The following is an 18209-nucleotide window of genomic DNA, read 5'->3' on the forward strand; positions in this document are numbered from 1 at the left end:
AAGAGGAGAAAAAAAAAAAGTGATGTGTTGTTAAAAGGGGGGGGGGGCCGCCTTTTTTTTTTTTTTTTTTTTCTTTTGGGGGGACCGGGGGGGGGAAGGTTCCCCAAAAAAAAAATTTAAAAAAAAAAAAAAAAAAAGGGAAAAAAGTAAAAGGGGTGGGGTTAAAAAATTGAAGGAAAAAATTCGGGAATTTGGGAAAATTCCAAATTTGGAGAGGGGGGGAAAGGAAGAAAGGAAAACAAATTTAGGCGACCAAAGATGATAAATAATAGAGAAGAAGGAGAACTTAAAATAGGCAAAAAACCCTGGTTTTTCATAGGCCGAGGGAGGTTGGGGAAAAGTTTTTTTTTTTTCCCCATTAGGAAAACTATTAGGACATAAACAATGAGAAAGACTTTGAGAACTATTTGGCGACTTATTATAGGGAAGAATTCCACAAAGCTAAAGAACAGTTATATGATACTCAAACTGAATTTTTCAGGCCCTAAACACAGAAAACAAAGACCAACTAAAAGAGTCCTTTTTGTTAAGTGTGAAAAATTCAATAAATGCTTTATTAGGCAGATACGAGGGTATATTAGAAAATACGGAAGAAATAAGGAAGAAAATTGACCAAATAACTGATATAAATGCGGTTATAATGACGATAATAAATGAAGTAAAAAAAGTAGGTAAAAAGATTTATCTAATAATAGACGAATATGACCATTTTGCCAATGACATAATAGCGATGGGTGAGAGTGAATTTTACAGAGAGATAGTGAGGGCATCAGGTTTTGTAAGAGACTTTTATGAGACATTGAAGATAGGGACAGAGAGTGTAATAGACAGGATATTCATAACAGGGATATCTCCAATAATGCTGGATGACTTAACGAGTGGGTTTAACATAGCATTAAATGTCACAATGGATTTAAGCTTAAATGAGATGCTAGGATTTACAGAAGAAGAAGTAGTGAAGATACTAGAAGAAGTAGGGATAGAGGAAAAAGAGAATTTAATAAATAACTTAAGGGAATTATACGATGGCTATAAATTCAACAAAAATGCCAGGACAAGGGTATACAATCCAGACATGGTACTATACTTTTTAGCACAATACAAAAACACAGGAGGATATCCAGAGTATCTAATAGACGACAATGTAAAGACAGACTATGGCAGGCTAAACAGGCTTACAATGAATGAAGAGAACAGGGCATTGTTAGAGAGGATCATAAAAGAGGAAAGGATAGTAGCGGAGATAGTAACAAAATTTTCATTTGACAGAATGTACGACGAAGAATACTTTATTTCTCTTCTATTTTATATGGGCTTATTAACAATAAAAGATTACAGGTACAATATCTTAGAACTTGGCATACCTAATTACGTAATAAAAACAATGTATTGGGAGTACTTCGGTAGAAAATTAAAGGAAGAAAACAACATAAAATATGAAATGCTGGAAATAGCAAAAGCCATATGGGAAATGGCATTTGAAGGAAAAATAAAGAACTTTATAAAATTTATAAGTGAAAAAGTTCTAAAAGTATTATCCAATAGAGATACAATAAAATTTGATGAAAAATATATAAAAATAATACTCTTTTCATACTTGACAATGAGTAACATATACAAGCCTATAAGTGAGAAAGAAACAGAGGGAGGTTATATAGATATTTATTTAGAAAAAGACATAAGAATGCCAGATGTAAAATACGAATGGTTGATAGAGCTAAAGTATGTAAAGAAAAGTGACGAAAAATATATTGGAGAGATAATAGAAAAAGGGAAAGAACAATTAAAGAGATACCGTGAAAGTATGCAATTTAAAGATAAACAAAATTTAAAGAAAGCATTAGTGGTATTTATAGGAAAAGGAGATTACAAAATATTTGAAGAGTAATGAGAAGAAAGTTATCCAGCATCAGGAAGGAATAATATCAGACTTCAAAGGTTTACTATAATCTTTTCATGGAATATCATTCTATAAAATTATAAAAAATTCCTTTGGAAAAGAAGGAAAATGTAAATTTACGTCGAATATATATTATTGTTCACGCTAAATTTTGACATGATCCGATAGGACTTATGAGGCTGTTTCGGCGCCCATAAGTTCTATTGGTGGTAATATAGATACAGAAGCGGAGGCGGTGCTTTTTAAGCACTTGCGCCCGCAAGGCGAAGCATTGGCTTTTTTAATCTTTAAAATGATATAATAATAGGTGAAGTATAATGGGGAATGGTGAAAATAAAAAAACTTTAAACAATCAACATGATAAAGACTATAAATACCTACTTTCTCATAAAAAAGTATTCATACAGCTTTTAAGAAGTTTTGTCAAAAAGGATTGGGTAAATGAAATAGATGAATCCAGTGTAATGCGCATAAACAAATCTTTTATATTGCAGGATTTTAAAAATAAAGAAGCTGATCTGATTTATCGAGCGAAATTGAAAGATAAAGATGTTTTCTTTTATATATTGATGGAATTGCAATCAAAAGTCGATTTTCAAATGCCTTACAGATTGCTTCTATATATAATTGAAGTTTGGAGAGAAATCCTTAGAGATATACCGTTGAAAGAACAAAAAAGAAAAGATTTTAAATTACCGGCTATTATTCCAATTGTATTGTAACCAGAGGATAAAGAAAAAGAGATAAAAGAAATTTTAGTACAAAGTGAGGGGGTGGAAGAGATGATTTCAAATTTAGAACGAAGCTTGAGAGAAGAGTTTAGGAAAACGAGAAGAGAAGGATTAAAAGAAGGACTTAAAAAAGGGAAGTTGGAAGGCTTAAAAATAGGAAAAATGGAAGGGAGAATGGAAGGCAAAATAGAAGGAATACGCATGGTAGTGTTTGAGCAACTCAAGGAAAAATTCACAGATATTCCAGCAGAATATTTGGAAGGTATTGCAAAATTGGATGATAAAACTTTACTTCAGTTAGCAAAAGACATTTTAAAGATAGAGAAATTAGAAGAGTTGAAGAAATATATATAAATTGAGATGAGTTTGAATTATTTTCTCTTACCTAAGGGAGAGAAAGCGAGAAAGAGAAACTAATTGTACGAAATCATAATTTAGTATAATTGGGTAGATGGGGGATTTTTTTATTTTAAGGGAAATCAAAATTTCTAGAGAGGGTTTTAAATATGCAAATAGAATTAATTAATTTAAAACGACAGTATAAAAATTTAAAAGAGGAAATAAATCAAGCAATAGAAAAAGTTTTAAAAAATGGCCAATATATCCTAGGTCCAGAAGTAAAAGCTTTTGAAAAAGAAATAGCAGAATATTTAGGTGTAAGATACGCGATAGGTGTAGCAAATGGGACTGATGCTTTGGTGCTTTCATTAAGAGCTCTCAATATAGGACCAGGAGATGAAGTTATAACAACTCCTTTTACCTTTTTTGCAACAGCAGAAGCAGTTTCTCAAGTAGGTGCTACACCGGTTTTTGTTGATATAGACCCAGATACGTACAATATAAATCCTGATTTGATAGAAGAAAAAATTACTGAAAAGACAAAAGCTATCTTACCAGTACATATTTTTGGACAACCCTGTGATATGGACAAAATCATGGAAATTGCCAAAAAACACAATTTATACGTAATTGAAGATGCATGTCAAGCAATAGGATCTGAGTATAAAGGCCAAAAAGTGGGTACTTTTGGAGATGTCGCCTGCTTTTCATTCTTTCCCACAAAAAACTTAGGCGGTTATGGCGATGGAGGAATGGTTGTAACTAATAATCCAGAGATAGCTGAAAAAGTGGACATGCTCAGAAAACATGGCAGTAAAAAGAAATATTATAACGAAGAAATTGGATATAACAGCAGACTCGACGAACTACAGGCTGCAATTTTAAGAGTAAAATTAAAATATCTTGATGTGTGGAATAGTCAAAGAATCAGTGTAGCTAATAAATATAACGAACTATTAAAAGATTTATCAGATGTCATAAAAACTCCATATAAATTGCCAGAAGCCAAACCCATATATCATTTGTACTGTATACAAAGTGAAAAAAGAGAATTTTTAATGGAAAAATTAAAAGAATATGGCATTGCAACAGGGATATACTATCCTGTGCCCTTACATCTTCAAAAAGCTTATATTAATTTGGGCTACAAAGAAGGCGACTTGCCAGTTGCTGAAGAAGTATGTAGAAAAATTTTTGCTATACCGATGTATCCTGAAATTACTGATGAAGAGATTAACTATGTCAGTGAAGTACTACACAAAATTGTAGACGAAGGAGATTGAGATTGTGGAGAGGGAGAAAGAATTTAACAGTACATACTATGAACTTTTGGACAAAATAGAGAGTAAAAGGGCAGTAATAGGGGTAATAGGGTTAGGCTATGTAGGATTACCTCTTGCGGTGGAAAAAGCTAAAGCAGGATATAAAGTAATAGGATTTGACATTCAAGAGCACAAGGTGGAAAAAGTAAACAACGGTATAAATTACATTGGTGATATCTTGGATGGAGATTTGAAAGAAGTAGTTAAGCAGGGGAGATTAACAGCCACAAATGATTATGCTTTTTTAAAAGATGTAGATGCAGTTGCAATATGTGTTCCTACTCCTCTTGATAAAAATAAACAGCCTGACTTATCTTACATAATTAACTCTACCAAAGAAATAGCAAAATATTTACATAAAGGCATGTTGGTCGTACTTGAAAGCACTACATATCCTGGTACCACTGAAGAAGTTGTAAAACCTATTTTAGACGAGACTGGCTTGATATGCGGAGAGGACTATTTTTTAGCCTATTCTCCTGAAAGAGTAGACCCTGGTAACAAGCAGTACAATACAAAAAATACTCCTAAAGTTGTAGGTGGCGTTACAAAGCAATGTACAAAAATTACTGCTGCTCTTTATAGAAATGTCCTTGAAAGTGAAGTGTTTGAAGTATCAAGTCCTAAAGTAGCAGAAATGGAAAAAATATATGAAAACACTTTTAGAAATATCAATATAGCCTTGGCTAATGAAATGGCCATCATATGTTATCGCATGGGCATAGATGTATGGGAAGTAATTGAGGCAGCAAAGACAAAGCCCTATGGTTTTATGGCTTTTTATCCTGGTCCAGGCCTTGGTGGCCATTGCATTCCCATAGATCCTTTTTATCTCGCATGGAAAGCAAGGGAATATGACTATCATACAAGACTTATTGAAACCTCAGGTGAAATAAATAATTACATGCCAGAATTTGTAGTAGAGCGCATTTCAAGAATTTTAAATAGATTTAAAAAGCCAATCAATGGTTCGACTATCTTGCTTTTAGGAGTAGCTTATAAAAAAGATATAGATGACATAAGAGAATCACCAGCTTTAAAGATAATTTCAATATTAGAAAAAGAAGGAGCAGTAGTAAAATATAACGATCCTCATGTACCTGAATTTAAACACAATGGCAAATTGTATCATTCAGAGAACCTAACTGATGATTTACTAAGTTCCTCTGACCTTGTTGTAATTACAACAGACCACACAAAGTACGATTATGAGCATATAGTTAAGACAGCGAAATTTGTCTTTGACACAAGAAATGCTACAAAAAACTTAAAAGAATTAAAAGAAAAATAGAAGTGCTGTAGGTGATAAAATGGATAAAAATTAAGATTTGGATTAATTGGTTGTGGCAGGATTTCTTTTAAGCATATTGAAGCTTTAGTAAATAATCATGATAATGCAGAATTAGTTGCACTGTGTGATTTAGAAATTGAAAAGGCTGAGTTATTGAAAAAAAGATATAGAGAGCTATTGGATAAAAAGAATGTAAAGATAAATAACATAGAAGTATATCGGGATTATCAAGAACTGCTAAAAAGAGCCGATATAGATATAGTAAGTATTGCTACATTTTCTGGTACACATGCTGAAATAACTATAAATGCTTTGAAATCAGGTAAACATGTAATTGTTGAAAAACCAATGGCTCTATCTATCAAAGATGCGGATGAAATGATTGTAACTGCTAAAAAATATAATAGAAAATTAACTGTATGCCATCAAAATAGATTTAATTCAACTGTTCAAAAATTGAGAAAAGCTGTAGAAGAAAATAGTTTTGGCAAATTGGTTCATGGAGTTGCCAGTATAAGGTGGAACAGAAATGACGATTATTATAGACAAGCTTCTTGGAGAGGTACATGGGAACAAGATGGTGGTACTTTAATGAATCAGGGCATACACAATATTGACCTTCTCCAGTGGATGATGGGACCTGTTGAAAGACTCTATGCTGAAGCAGATACATTTTTAAGAAATATTGAAGGGGAAGACATGGGAGCAGCAGTACTGCGATTTAAAAATGGTGCTATAGGAATTATAGAAGGAAGTGCTTGTATTTATCCTAAAAATCTTGAAGAAACATTGAGTATATTTGGGGAAAAAGGCACAGTAAGAATTGGCGGAGTTGCTATTAACAAAATAATTGACTGGAAATTTGCGGATGGATTAGATGATGAAGAAGAAGTAAAAAAAGAAGCTAATTATGAAGACCCAGATACAGTATATGGATACGGTCATACTCCATTGTATAGAGATTTTATTGATGCAGTACTAAACGATAGAGAACCTTACATAACTGGAGAAGATGGTAAAAAAGCTGTTGAGATAGTATTGGCAATTTACAAATCAAGAAAAACAGGCTTACCTGTAGAATTTCCTTTAAAAGATTTTTCAACACTTGATATGAAGGAATGATGAAAATGAATTACATATCTGAGAAAGCTAAGATTGGGCAAAACGTGAAAATAGGCTATTTTACAGTTATTGAAGATGATGTAGTAATAGGAGATAACTGCATTATAGGAAATAATGTCACTATATATAAAGGAAGTATCATAGGTAACAATGTGAGAATTGATGATAATGTAGTAATTGGCAAACAGCCAATGAGAGCTGCGACCAGTATTTTCAAAGATAAACAACAAAAACTTCCTTGTAAAATAGGAGATGATTGCATAATAGGTACTTCTGCCGTGATATACGCTGGCTGTGAAATAGGTAAAAAATGTTTAATTGCTGATTTGGCAACTGTTAGAGAAGATGTGGTGATAGGTGATATGACTATTGTAGGAAGAGGTGTTGCAATAGAAAATTACTGCAAGATAGGATCTAAATGCAAAATAGAGACAAATGCCTATATCACAGCTTATTCAGAGTTAGAAGATGAAGTTTTTATTGCTCCTTGCGTCGCAACTTCTAATGATAATTCTGCTGGAAGAGATCCAGACAGATTTAGCAAGATGAAAGGAGTAACTGCTAAAAGAAAAAGTAGAATTGGAGTCAATGCTACAATTTTACCCGGAAAAGTAATAGGTGAAGATGCCTTTGTTGGAGCTGGTTCAGTTGTGACTAAAGATGTAGAAGATGGTAAGATTGTGGTAGGGAATCCAGGGCGGGTTAAGAAATAAAAAAAGTAGGAAGTTATCTAGCTCTTCCTTAACAAAATTAGTATAACGTGGTTAAAGTTGTATGGAACATAAAAGTTGAGTTATATAAAAAATATTTGAGTTTTCGGTAGTTCATTATTTAGCTAAACTAATTTTAAAGAAAGGTTGGTAAAGTAAATGAGAGATAACCGTATTCAGGATGTTGCTCTAATTTCATCTTATAATCCTTATATTACAAATTTAGGAGGGTTGCAAATACATCTTTTACTTTTAGAAAAGGGATTAAGATTAAATAACGTTAATGTTGTTACTAAATATTATACTTTTTCTAGTTTTGAAAAGGCAAAATTGGTTTTTAGATATCCTTTTTATAAATTTATGAGTTATAAAGATAGAGTAATTACTCGAACAAAACTAATAGAAAAATTTTTTAAAAAGCAACATTTCGAAATATTTCAGGTAGTGAATGCTCATGATGTTATTTCAGGGGCATTCTGTAATAGTAAAAAAATAGTTTTAACACTGCATGGATATTATACAAGAGAAGCTATAAATTATGGAGGCTTTTCAAAAGAAGATATTCCAGATTTCGAGAGATTTGGGAGAGATCTTGAGAAGAGGGCAATAGATAAAGCTCAGAGAATAATTACTGTGGATAGCAGAATTAAAGAATATGTAGTAAGTGAATTTTCTTTTCCTAAAGAAAAGGTTGACGTCATTTTCAATGCAGTTGATATAGATATTTTTAAACCAATCAGTGAATTAGAAAAAAAGCAAATTAGAGAAGAATTAGGATGGGGAGAAGAAGATTTTGTTGTTTTTATACCGCGAAGATATGTAAAGAAAAATGGGGTTATTTATGCTGCCAAGGCTGCAAATATCTTAAAGGAGAAGGATATCAAGTTTATTTTTGCAGGTATAGGACCATTGAAAGAAGAAATTCTAAATATAACTCACAAAAATAAGAATGTTAAAGTTCTAGAGGGTATTCCGCATGACGAAATTGTAAAATATTACAAAGTATGTGATGTTGTTCTTATACCTTCTATAACATCTGATGGTGTAGAGGAAGCTACATCACTTTCGATGCTTGAAGGTATGTCTTGTGGTAAGATTGTAGTTTGTACTCCTATTGGGGGGATGAAAGAAATTATAAAACATGGTGTAAACGGCTTTTTTGTTGAGCAAAAATCAGAAGAAGCTATTGCTTATATTATAGAAAAGATAAAAGAAGATTTTTACAAATTAGATTCTATTAGACAAGAAGCAAGGAAGTATATAGAAAAGAATCATTCTTATATTGTTCATGCACGCAAGTTCATAGAAGTTTATGAGAAAGCTATAAAATGATATAAAAAAATGAGAATAAAAAATTTTAATTACCTTCATTGGTAGATAAGAGTTAGTATTTGGAGGGTTTATAGTAATAATGTTTACTTTGATAGTGGTTCTAATTTTAGGATTAATGATTGTTTTTTTTGAAATATGGAGATGGAGAAAAATAAAATTTATTGATTTCCTTAGGGGATTTAATATTGTTTATTTTATTATATATTTCCTCGCACCTAGTTACATAATACTGTTTGACTTTAAAGTTGATTCTCTTCCTCCATCTTCAATGTGGATTTTTAATATAAACTATAAAGACGCTTATTGGAGTTTTCTTGCTTCGGTGATATCTGTTATAGGTTTTTTTTGTACAGTAGTAGGCTACTATTTAGGGCTTTCAATATTTAGGAATATTGGTTGTAGTATTAATTTTAAGTTAAATAAAATAAGTGATTCTTATTGGTTACTTTTAAGCATTATTGTACTTTTTTGGGTTTTTTTCTTTGGGATTATATATATACAAAAGATCAGCACCTCTTTTTGACCTAATTATGTATTCAGGTTTACTAAGAAGTGGGATTAAAGTAAAGGGAGTGGAAGAAACATCTTTCACTTTTCTTACTTTCTCTTTGATCGTTACTTTTTCTTCATATGTCCTATTAGGACTTAGTTTGAATAAATTTTCTTCATTTAAGAAGCGTTTCTTATATTTTCTTGGTTTTGGAATTTCTGGTATTCTTTCTTTACTTGTATTAATTCTAAAAGCTGGAAGATTACATCTAATTAATTATTTACTTGTTGTTTTTTAACTTTGTACTCTACGTTAGAAAAACGTATATTTAGAATTTTGTTTCTTGTCCTCTCTCTAGGAGTAAGCTTGTCAATAATTTTATATGGGAAATATTGGTTTGGAATAAGATTTGGAAAGCCTGTATACAATAGTTTGCAAGATATTTTCTCTAATTTTTTTGCTGAATTTTCTTTTCCATACCTTTCTTTAATCAATATACTTTGTAATGTGCCTATAAAAACTTCTTATCGCTATTTTTTAGATTTTCCTCTAGGAATTTTAAGAATTCCGTTGGGATTAATATCGAAAATTTTAGACATTAATATAGACTTTCCTTTAACTCTATCTCAAGAGAATACATTAATTATTTTGGGAACAGAGAAAGGTGGAATTCCTGTAGATATCCTAGGGGCAGGTTATTTTTCAGCAAATATCTTTGGAGTAGTTTTTATAATGTTTTGTTTAGGTATGCTTTTAGCTTTATTTGAAAGAATATTCAGCAATGTTTCTAATCCTGTGCTAAGATCTTTAAAAATAGCTTGGATATTATATTTTTCAACGATGGTAGTACTATACGCAGACCCAGCAATTCTTCTTTGGGATGGAGTTTATCTTATTTTTCCCACTATAGTTTTTTTGATATTGTATTTGTTATTAAACTTCAAAAAATATTCCTTTTAAAAATGTAGAGGAGGTAATTATGAATAGAGTTAAGGTACTTCAAATAATACCTAATTTTGGTTATGGTGGGGCAGAACGTTTAACAGTAAATTTAATGAAATATTTAGATAAAGAAAGGTACGAGATAAGAGCTATAAGTATGTTTGGACCCCTACATACAGAATTAGAGAAAATATTAAAAAATGAAAATATACCAGTTTATTATCTGGGGAAGAAAAAAGGATTTGATCCAAGGATGTTTTTTAGAATTGATAAAATAATAAAATCTTTCAAACCTCATATTGTCCATACCCACCGGTATGTTCTTAGATATGTATTGCCTTCTCTGTTGCTTCATAAGGTACCTGTAAAAGTTCATACTGTTCACAATATTGCTGAAAAGGAAGTTGACAAAGTTGGCAAATTGGTTCATAAAATTGCTTTTTCCTTTGGGGTGATCCCGATTTCCATATCAAGACTAGTTAGTGAAAGTTTAACTTCTGTTTATGGGATTAAAAACATTCCACTTATTTTAAATGGTATACCTGTGGAATATTACCAAAAAGTTAATATAAGCCGTGAAGAGTGGAGAGAAAAAGAAGGCTTTCAAAAGGAAGATTTTTTGTTTGTGAATATAGCAAGGTTAGCGCCGCAAAAGAATCAAGCGTTACTTATAGAAGCATTTGCAAAAGGTCCTGCGAAACATGATAATTCCAAGCTAATTATTGTAGGAAATGGAGAAGAGCGTGAAAGGCTTGAAGAGATAACTAAATTGCATAGACTTGAAAAAAAAGTTTATTTCCTTGGAATAAGGACAGATATTCCAGATATTCTAAATGCTTCTGATGTGTTTGTTCTATCTTCAGATTGGGAAGGTAATCCCCTAAGTGTTATGGAAGCAATGGCTGCTGGAAGACCTGTGATAGCAACGTCAGTAGGAGGGGTTCCAGAGTTAATACAGAATAATATTACAGGAATTCTTGTTCCCCCAAAGAATGTAAACGCTTTTTCTAAAGCAATGCTGATGTTAATTGAGAACAAAGATTTATGTCAGAAGTTAGGAGAAAAGGCTAAAGAAGTTGCTGAGAAAGAGTTTGATATTAGTGTAATGGTAAAAAAGTACGAAAAATTGTATGAAAGTTTATTGCAATTTAAGTTGAAAAAGGGAGCTTCTTTATTATGAGGTATGTAAGGATATTATCAAAATACTTAAGAATACTTCTAGGGAAAAGTGCTTTACATGTTAACCAGGGAATTGGAAAAATTTATTCTAAAGAAGGGATAAAAGGGTATTATAATGATTTAACTTTAAAAATTAATTGGCATGGTGAAACTGATAAAAGAGGTTTACCTATGAATGTCAAAATGGATGGGGAAAAGATTTATTTTCCTACTACTGTAATTCAATATGGTTTGGGCAATTACGATTTGTATTTGCTAACGAAGCAAGATATATATTTTGAGCAGTTTTGGAAATCAGTTGATTGGGTTGTGAATGAGCAAGATGAATTGGGAGGATGGGATGTATTTGAAAGGATTGGAAGTAAAAAATTTTACAAATATTCAGCAATGACTCAAGGAGAAGGAGCATCTCTATTGATAAGAGCTTTTCAGGAAAATGGCGATGAAGAATTTGTGGATAGAGCTAAAAAAGCGATAGATTTAATGTTGCTTCCTGTGGAAAAAGGTGGCACTGCGAGATACGTTAATGATAAGTTATTTTTGGAAGAAGTGGTCGAATCAAAGCCTGTATTGATATTAAATGGCTGGATATTTGCCGTTTTTGGCTTATACGATATATTCAAGGCGACTTCTGATGGTAGATACAAGGAAGCGTTGCAAAGAACGTTGGATACCTTGAAAGATGAGTTGTACAAATATGACACAGGATATTGGAGTTATTACGATCAGTGTGGTAATCTTGCGAGTCCATTTTATCATAAGTTGCATATAGCTTTGCTTGAAGTTTTATATGAGCTTTTTAATACGATTGAGTTCAAAACAGTAAAAGAGAAATGGGAATCATATTTATCAAACAAATTTAAAAGAACTAGGGCTTTTATTGTAAAGGCATATCAAAAAATAAAGGAACCCGGAGAGGTTGTATTAATTAAGTAGAGGAGAGTTGATATGAAAGGGATGAAGATAGCATATATCACGTCGCAGACACCTTATGGGAAAGGTGAACAATTTATACTTCCAGAGATTTTAGAAGTTATAAAAAAAGGTCATGATGTTGTTGTAATACCAGTTCGACCCGAGAAAGAAATTGCATTAGGAGATGAACCAAAAGAGGTAGCTAAATTTACAATGCATATTCCTCTTTTAAGTTTAAACTTAATATTAAAGAGCTTTTTAATTTTTATAAAACATCCTTTAAGGGTTGTTGAGATAATTTTTAAAATATTAAGACATTCAGGTAGCCTTGGAAAAATATTGAAGAATCTACTCATTATACCAAAAGGTTTAGTTGTTAGCGAGATTTTAAAAAAAAGAAAATAAATCATATTCACGCTCATTGGGCTTCAACTCCTTCAACTTTAGCTTATATTGCATCAGAATTAACAGGTATACCATGGAGTTTTACAGCGCATCGTTGGGACATCGCAGAAAATAATATGCTAAGAGAAAAAGCTAGAAGTTCTAATTTTATAAGAGTTATTGATAAAAATGGGTATGATGAAATACTATCATATGTCAAGGAATATAGAGATAAATTGTATATTTTGCGTGTTGGGGTTAAGGTGGATGTTAATTTTAAAAAATTAGATCTCAAAAAAGCGAATCGAGCTCTTTTAATGGCGGTACCTGCTAATTTTGTAGTTAAAAAGGGACATATCTATTTAATTCAAGCTATTAAAAAGGTGATAGAAACTCAAAATTGCAATGTTTATTGTTATTTTTTTGGGAAAGGACTTTTAGAAGATGAATTAAAACTAACAGTTACCCAACTAAATTTAGAAGATAGAATTTTTTTAAAGGGGCAACTACCACATGATGAACTTATAGAACTATATAGGAGTGGAAAGATTGATTGTGTCATATTGCCGAGTATTGTGACAGACGATGGTGAAAAGGAAGGTATTCCTGTTTCTCTTATGGAAGCAATGGCCCATAAAATACCGGTTATTTCTACTAATACAGGTGGTATACCTGAGTTATTAGAAGGTGGAGCAGGAATTATAGTTGAACAAAAAAACTCAGATGAATTGGCAAAAGCTATTATGAAATTAATTAACGATGAAAAACTGAGGGAAGAGTTAGGTGAAAAAGGTTTTGAGAAAATAGAAAAAGAATTTAATTTATCGAAAATTGTAGAAGAGTTACTATATTTGATGGGTAATAATTAAAATGGATTTTGAGGGAGTAAGGAATTATGAAAATAGTAACTATTATCGGTACTAGGCCGCAATTTATTAAGGCTGCTACAGTCTCGAGAAAGCTAAAAGATTTCAATGATATGAAAGAAATTATTGTACATACAGGACAGCATTATGATGATAATATGAGTGATATATTCTTCAAAGAACTTGAAATTCCTCAGCCTGATTACTATCTTGGTATAGGATCAGGTAGTCATGGAGTACAAACAGCTCATATGCTTGAAAAAATTGAAGATGTTTTAATAAAAGAAAAGCCTGATGTAGTATTAATTTATGGTGATACAAATTCTACACTTGCAGGAGCACTCGCTGCATCGAAGCTCCAGATTCCTGTTGCTCATGTAGAGGCTGGGCTTCGCTCTTTTAATCGAAAAATGCCAGAAGAAATTAACCGTATAGTTGCAGATCATGTATCTGATTTACTTTTTGCTCCTACAAAAGTGGCAGCAAATAATTTAATTAATGAAGGGATAGCTGAAGATAGGATATATTATGTTGGAGATGTGATGTTTGATGCTGCTATATTTTACGGAGAAAAAGCAGGACAGCAGAGCAAAATATTAGAAACTTTAGATTTAAAACCCAAGGAATACATCCTTTCTACAATCCATAGGGCTTATAATACTGACATTCCTGAAAGATTAAAAACAATTTTTAATGCGCTTTGTAAAATAGGGAAGGATATCACGATTGTTATGCCACTTCATCCACGTACAAAAGCTGCATTATTAAGAGAGGGACTCTATGAGAAAGTATCGGAAAAACTGAAAATAATAGAGCCAGTTGGGTATCTTGATATGGTTAAATTAGAAAAAAATGCAAAGCTCATAATTACTGATTCTGGAGGAGTGCAAAAAGAAGCATTTTTTTATAGGATACTATGTGTTACATTAAGAGAAGAAACAGAATGGGTAGAACTTGTGGATTTGGGATGGAATTATCTTGTACCTCCAGATTCTGAAAAATTTATTGAAGAAAGTATAAGAAAAGTTTTGAATGCTCCACATGGTTTAGATGCAGAGCCTTATGGAGATGGGAAGGCGGCAGAAAAAATAGTTAAGGTGTTAAGAAAATATCTGTTGTAAGGTAAGATTTAACATAATGAGGTAAGGTGATAATCTTTGAGTGGTAAAAATATTTGGATATTAAATCATTACGCAATTAGTCCTGACATGGCAGGTGGAACACGACATTATGATTTTGGCAAGAAATTGGTTAAAAAGGGATTTAATGTCACAATATTCGCTTCGGGATTTGACCATGTTACAAAAAAACACCTAAAAGTTTCTGCGAAAGAATCGGTTAGAGAAGAAGTTTTTGATGGAGTAAGATTTGTATGGCTTAACACTTTTCCGTACACAAAAAATGATTGGCGAAGAGTAGTAAATATGATTTCTTATGCTTTTAGAGTTATTAAAGTCGCTAAAAAATTTGAAAAGCCTGATATCATAATAGGATCTTCTATGCATTTTTTTGCTCCTCTTGCAGGATGGTGGTTGTCTAGGAAATATAAAGCGAGGTTTATTTTTGAAGTCAGAGATTTATGGCCTCAGACGGCGATAGATATGGGAGTAATTAAAGAAAATTCGATCCTTGCTAAGTTGTTATATATATGGGAGAAATTTATGTATGAAAGAGCAGAAAAAATTATAGTATTATTACCTGATGCAAAAAGCTATATAGCCAAAAGAGGGGTGCCAGAACAAAAAATAGTATGGATACCGAATGGTGTAAATATGGAGAGGTTTGAAACGGATATCTCAATTGATGAAAATCTTGAGGTTTTTGAAGCATTCAAAAAATATAAAGACAAATTTAAAGTGGTATATGCGGGAGCTCATGGACCTGCTAATGGTCTTGAAGTTGTGATAGAAACAGCGGAATTATTGAAAGATTATAAAGATATCCAGTTTATTTTAATAGGAGATGGGGTAGAGAAAGAGAGTTTAATTGAAATGGCAAACAAAAAAAATTAACTAATATTGTTTTTTTATCACCTGTTCCAAAGAAATTTATACCAACAGTGTTGAGAAAAGCTGATTTGTTGTTACATTCTCTAAAACATATGGATGTATTTAAATATGGAATAAGTCCAAACAAGATATTTGATTACCTTGCAAGTGGTAGACCTATACTCTCCAACGTAAGTGCTTCAAAGGGGATAATAGAAGAAGCAAATGTTGGTATAATTGTTCCTCCAGAAAATCCCAAATTACTTGCGGAGGGGATATTAAAAATAAAAAATTTATCAGAAAAAGAGCGAAACCAAATGGGTTTAAATGGGAGAAAATATGTAGAGCAACATTACGATATAAGAAAATTAACCGAAAAATTAATCAAAGAGTTAGAGTTATGACTTTTACTTAAAATGTTAATGGCTAGTTTACTGTTAATGATATAGAGGCAACTAAGACAATTAAAAAGTTAGTCGAAGATGAAAGCTTGAAAGCCAAAATGGGAGAAGAGGGTAGAAAAATTATACAAGATTATGCTATTGAAAAAGTTTTAAACGAAATGGATGAGATATATAGTCTGTATTTGTAACTAGTAAGATTTTTTGAGGTGAAGTAAATGAATAATTTTGCTGAAGAATTAACGTATTGGTATTTTCGCTTAAATGGATTTTTCTTATTACAAAACTATGTATTGCATAACATTGGACAAGGAGAGCAAAGAGGTACAGCAGATTGTGATTTATTGGCAATTAGGTTTCCTTATGTTTACGAAGAAGTTGGAGGACAAAATAAAGACTGGGATAAAGAAAAATTTTCCACATGGGGATTTGATATTGATAGAGATAATTTAGCTTTGATTATAGAAGTAAAATCAGGAAGAGAATTGAAGAAGAATAAAATAGAAAAATCTTTTTCTCCTGAGAGAGTTAAAACTGCACTTTATCGTTTTGGAATTTTTCCCCATAAAGATGTTCATCGTATTCATGAAAATTTGCTAAAACAAAAGTATGTAAAAGAATCTTCTTGGACTATAGCTAAAGTATTAGTTACAGAAAAGGCAAAGGAGATTAAAGGGAATTGGCTTAATCTAAGTCTTGATGAGATAGATAAATTTATCCATAAACGGATTAAATCTTATTTGCATGATAAATATGCAGATCGTATGTATTTTCCGAGTATTCTCATTCAATATATTGCTTGGAAAGATAAGAATAGAATTTTAAATGATTGCTGATATAGTTTTACCACCACTTCCGTTAAGGAAGGAGGAAAGTTTTATGGCAAGAAAGTTTTCTGATAGGACAATGGCTATTTGTGGAGAGATTCTATCTGAACTTTTTTCAGACGGGGAGTTGCAAAATTTTTTTACTAAGTTTGGACTACTTAATATTTATCGGCATTTACCCCAAGGTACGGGGAAGTTAAGACGAATTCAAGAAGTTATTGCTTATCTTGATCAACTTAATAGCACGGAAGACAAAGACAAGGTTTGGGATGATATTGTTATAGAAACGGTTAAAACAATTAAGCAAATAGAAGAGAGAGCACCGGTTTCGAGTCTGGTAATGGAGAAAATAAGGAAATTAGAAGAGTGTTTAGCGCTAGATGGGTATCAAATTGAAAATGGAAAGATAATTAAGGCTTTGCCTGCATCCACAGAAACTACCCACATACGAAATAAACTTGAACAAAAATTACTTGATTTAGGTTGGTTCGTACCTTTACAACATCTACAAGATGCTCGAGAAAATTATGCTGAAGAGCGGTGGGCGGCAGCTAATGCGTCTATTCGTTCTTTCCTCCAGGCGATATTCGATAATATAGCAGAGGCTATGCCGAATTTTCCCAAAGAAGGGTTAGCTCCCGGAGGAGAACGACGCCGATTTCTGGAAACAATAGGGTTTTTAACTAAAGAAGAGGCAGAGTTAATACGAGCTCTTTTTAAAATTCTCAGTACCAAAGGCTCTCATCCCGGTCTTTCGGACGAAGGTGATTGTTCTTCAAGGATTTTGATGTCTATTGGAATTGCTTGGCGATTCCTCTCAAAATTTTTAAAAGGAGGGGGAAATTTTTCTTGAAGTTGATTGCAAAAAGATTAATCGATATTTTTGTGTCTTTTTTTCTATTAATTGTTTTATCACCTTTGCTAATTATTATATCCTTAGTTATCCTTGTTACAATGGGTCCTCCTGTTATATTTAAACAAGAAAGACCAGGATTCAAGGGGAGACCTTTTACAATATATAAATTTAGGACGATGACTAATGAGAAGGATGAATATGGGAATCTTTTACCGGATGAAAAACGTCTGACTAAAATAGGTAAATTTCTTAGAACTACAAGTCTTGATGAGTTGCCAGAATTATTTAATGTCTTAAAAGGAGATATGAGTTTAGTGGGGCCAAGACCCTTACTCATGGAATATTTGAATTATTACACAGAGGAGCAAATGAGACGTCATGATGTAAAGCCAGGTATAACTGGTTGGGCACAAGTAAATGGACGCAATAGTCTTTCTTGGGAAGAGAAATTTAAACTTGATGTATGGTATGTAGATAATTGGAGTTTATGGCTGGATTTTAAAATATTATTCTTAACACTTATAAAAGTAATAAAAAGGGAAGGTATTTCTGCTGAAGGTTATGCTACAATGCCAAAATTTACGGGAAGTAAGGATTAAGAAGTGAAACGGAGG

The 18209-nt window shown here is 32.1% G+C and carries 15 protein-coding genes and 3 pseudogenes; all 18 read left to right on the forward strand.

The window, feature by feature from the left end:
• The first annotated feature begins 258 nt into the window (after positions 1-258).
• The 18 genes and pseudogenes from THESIDRAFT1_RS08450 to THESIDRAFT1_RS08525 all read left to right on the forward strand — a co-directional run bounded on the left by THESIDRAFT1_RS08450 (position 259) and on the right by THESIDRAFT1_RS08525 (position 18194).
• Positions 259-1888 (forward strand): annotated as a pseudogene (locus THESIDRAFT1_RS08450) (AAA family ATPase).
• A 329-nt stretch (positions 1889-2217) separates the two neighbouring features.
• Positions 2218-2985: pseudogene (locus THESIDRAFT1_RS08455) on the forward strand (Rpn family recombination-promoting nuclease/putative transposase).
• Between the two features lie 152 nt (positions 2986-3137).
• Positions 3138-4253: a DegT/DnrJ/EryC1/StrS family aminotransferase gene (locus THESIDRAFT1_RS08460; RefSeq protein ID WP_006570108.1), complete on the forward strand. Its 1116-nt coding sequence runs from the start codon at positions 3138-3140 to the stop codon at positions 4251-4253.
• A gap of 4 nt (positions 4254-4257) precedes the next feature.
• Positions 4258-5583: a nucleotide sugar dehydrogenase gene (locus tag THESIDRAFT1_RS08465; RefSeq protein WP_006570109.1), complete on the forward strand. Its 1326-nt coding sequence runs from the start codon at positions 4258-4260 to the stop codon at positions 5581-5583.
• Positions 5584-5625: 42 nt separating this feature from the next.
• A pseudogene (locus THESIDRAFT1_RS08470) lies at positions 5626-6705 on the forward strand (Gfo/Idh/MocA family protein); the annotation flags it as partial.
• Positions 6706-6710: 5 nt separating this feature from the next.
• Positions 6711-7418 (forward strand): acyltransferase, encoded by a 708-nt coding sequence (locus THESIDRAFT1_RS08475; RefSeq protein WP_006570111.1) that lies wholly within the window; start codon positions 6711-6713, stop codon positions 7416-7418.
• 156 nt (positions 7419-7574) lie between these two features.
• Positions 7575-8747, forward strand: a complete 1173-nt coding sequence (locus THESIDRAFT1_RS08480; RefSeq protein ID WP_006570112.1) for a glycosyltransferase family 4 protein — start codon at positions 7575-7577, stop codon at positions 8745-8747.
• 856 nt (positions 8748-9603) lie between these two features.
• Complete coding sequence (locus THESIDRAFT1_RS14120; RefSeq protein ID WP_244262613.1) at positions 9604-10197, forward strand: hypothetical protein; 594 nt, start codon at positions 9604-9606, stop codon at positions 10195-10197.
• A gap of 19 nt (positions 10198-10216) precedes the next feature.
• Positions 10217-11359, forward strand: coding sequence for a glycosyltransferase (locus THESIDRAFT1_RS08490; protein WP_006570114.1), 1143 nt, complete (start codon positions 10217-10219; stop codon positions 11357-11359).
• Positions 11356-12294 carry a D-glucuronyl C5-epimerase family protein gene (locus THESIDRAFT1_RS08495; protein ID WP_006570115.1) on the forward strand — a complete coding sequence of 313 codons (939 nt, stop codon included), beginning with the start codon at positions 11356-11358 and terminating at the stop codon, positions 12292-12294. The genes THESIDRAFT1_RS08490 and THESIDRAFT1_RS08495 overlap by 4 nt, the downstream gene beginning before the upstream one ends.
• Positions 12295-12306: 12 nt before the next feature.
• Positions 12307-12678, forward strand: a complete 372-nt coding sequence (locus THESIDRAFT1_RS14125) for a glycosyltransferase family protein (RefSeq protein WP_244262614.1) — start codon at positions 12307-12309, stop codon at positions 12676-12678.
• A 116-nt stretch (positions 12679-12794) separates the two neighbouring features.
• Positions 12795-13526, forward strand: a complete 732-nt coding sequence (locus THESIDRAFT1_RS14130; RefSeq protein ID WP_244262615.1) for a glycosyltransferase family 4 protein — start codon at positions 12795-12797, stop codon at positions 13524-13526.
• Positions 13527-13552: 26 nt separating this feature from the next.
• Positions 13553-14644 carry a non-hydrolyzing UDP-N-acetylglucosamine 2-epimerase gene (gene wecB / locus THESIDRAFT1_RS08505; protein WP_006570117.1) on the forward strand — a complete coding sequence of 364 codons (1092 nt, stop codon included), beginning with the start codon at positions 13553-13555 and terminating at the stop codon, positions 14642-14644.
• A gap of 36 nt (positions 14645-14680) precedes the next feature.
• On the forward strand, positions 14681-15535 hold the full coding sequence (locus THESIDRAFT1_RS08510) for a glycosyltransferase family 4 protein (protein ID WP_244262616.1): 855 nt from the start codon (positions 14681-14683) through the stop codon (positions 15533-15535).
• A gap of 47 nt (positions 15536-15582) precedes the next feature.
• Positions 15583-15915, forward strand: coding sequence for a glycosyltransferase family protein (locus THESIDRAFT1_RS14135; protein WP_244262617.1), 333 nt, complete (start codon positions 15583-15585; stop codon positions 15913-15915).
• Between the two features lie 215 nt (positions 15916-16130).
• Complete coding sequence (locus THESIDRAFT1_RS08515) at positions 16131-16748, forward strand: hypothetical protein (RefSeq protein WP_006570119.1); 618 nt, start codon at positions 16131-16133, stop codon at positions 16746-16748.
• A gap of 43 nt (positions 16749-16791) precedes the next feature.
• Complete coding sequence (locus tag THESIDRAFT1_RS08520) at positions 16792-17592, forward strand: hypothetical protein (protein WP_006570120.1); 801 nt, start codon at positions 16792-16794, stop codon at positions 17590-17592.
• Complete coding sequence (locus THESIDRAFT1_RS08525; protein WP_006570121.1) at positions 17589-18194, forward strand: sugar transferase; 606 nt, start codon at positions 17589-17591, stop codon at positions 18192-18194. The genes THESIDRAFT1_RS08520 and THESIDRAFT1_RS08525 overlap by 4 nt, the downstream gene beginning before the upstream one ends.
• The last annotated feature ends 15 nt before the right edge of the window (positions 18195-18209 follow it).

Source organism: Thermoanaerobacter siderophilus SR4, from assembly GCF_000262445.1.
Taxonomy (GTDB): Bacteria; Bacillota; Thermoanaerobacteria; order Thermoanaerobacterales; family Thermoanaerobacteraceae; genus Thermoanaerobacter; species Thermoanaerobacter ethanolicus.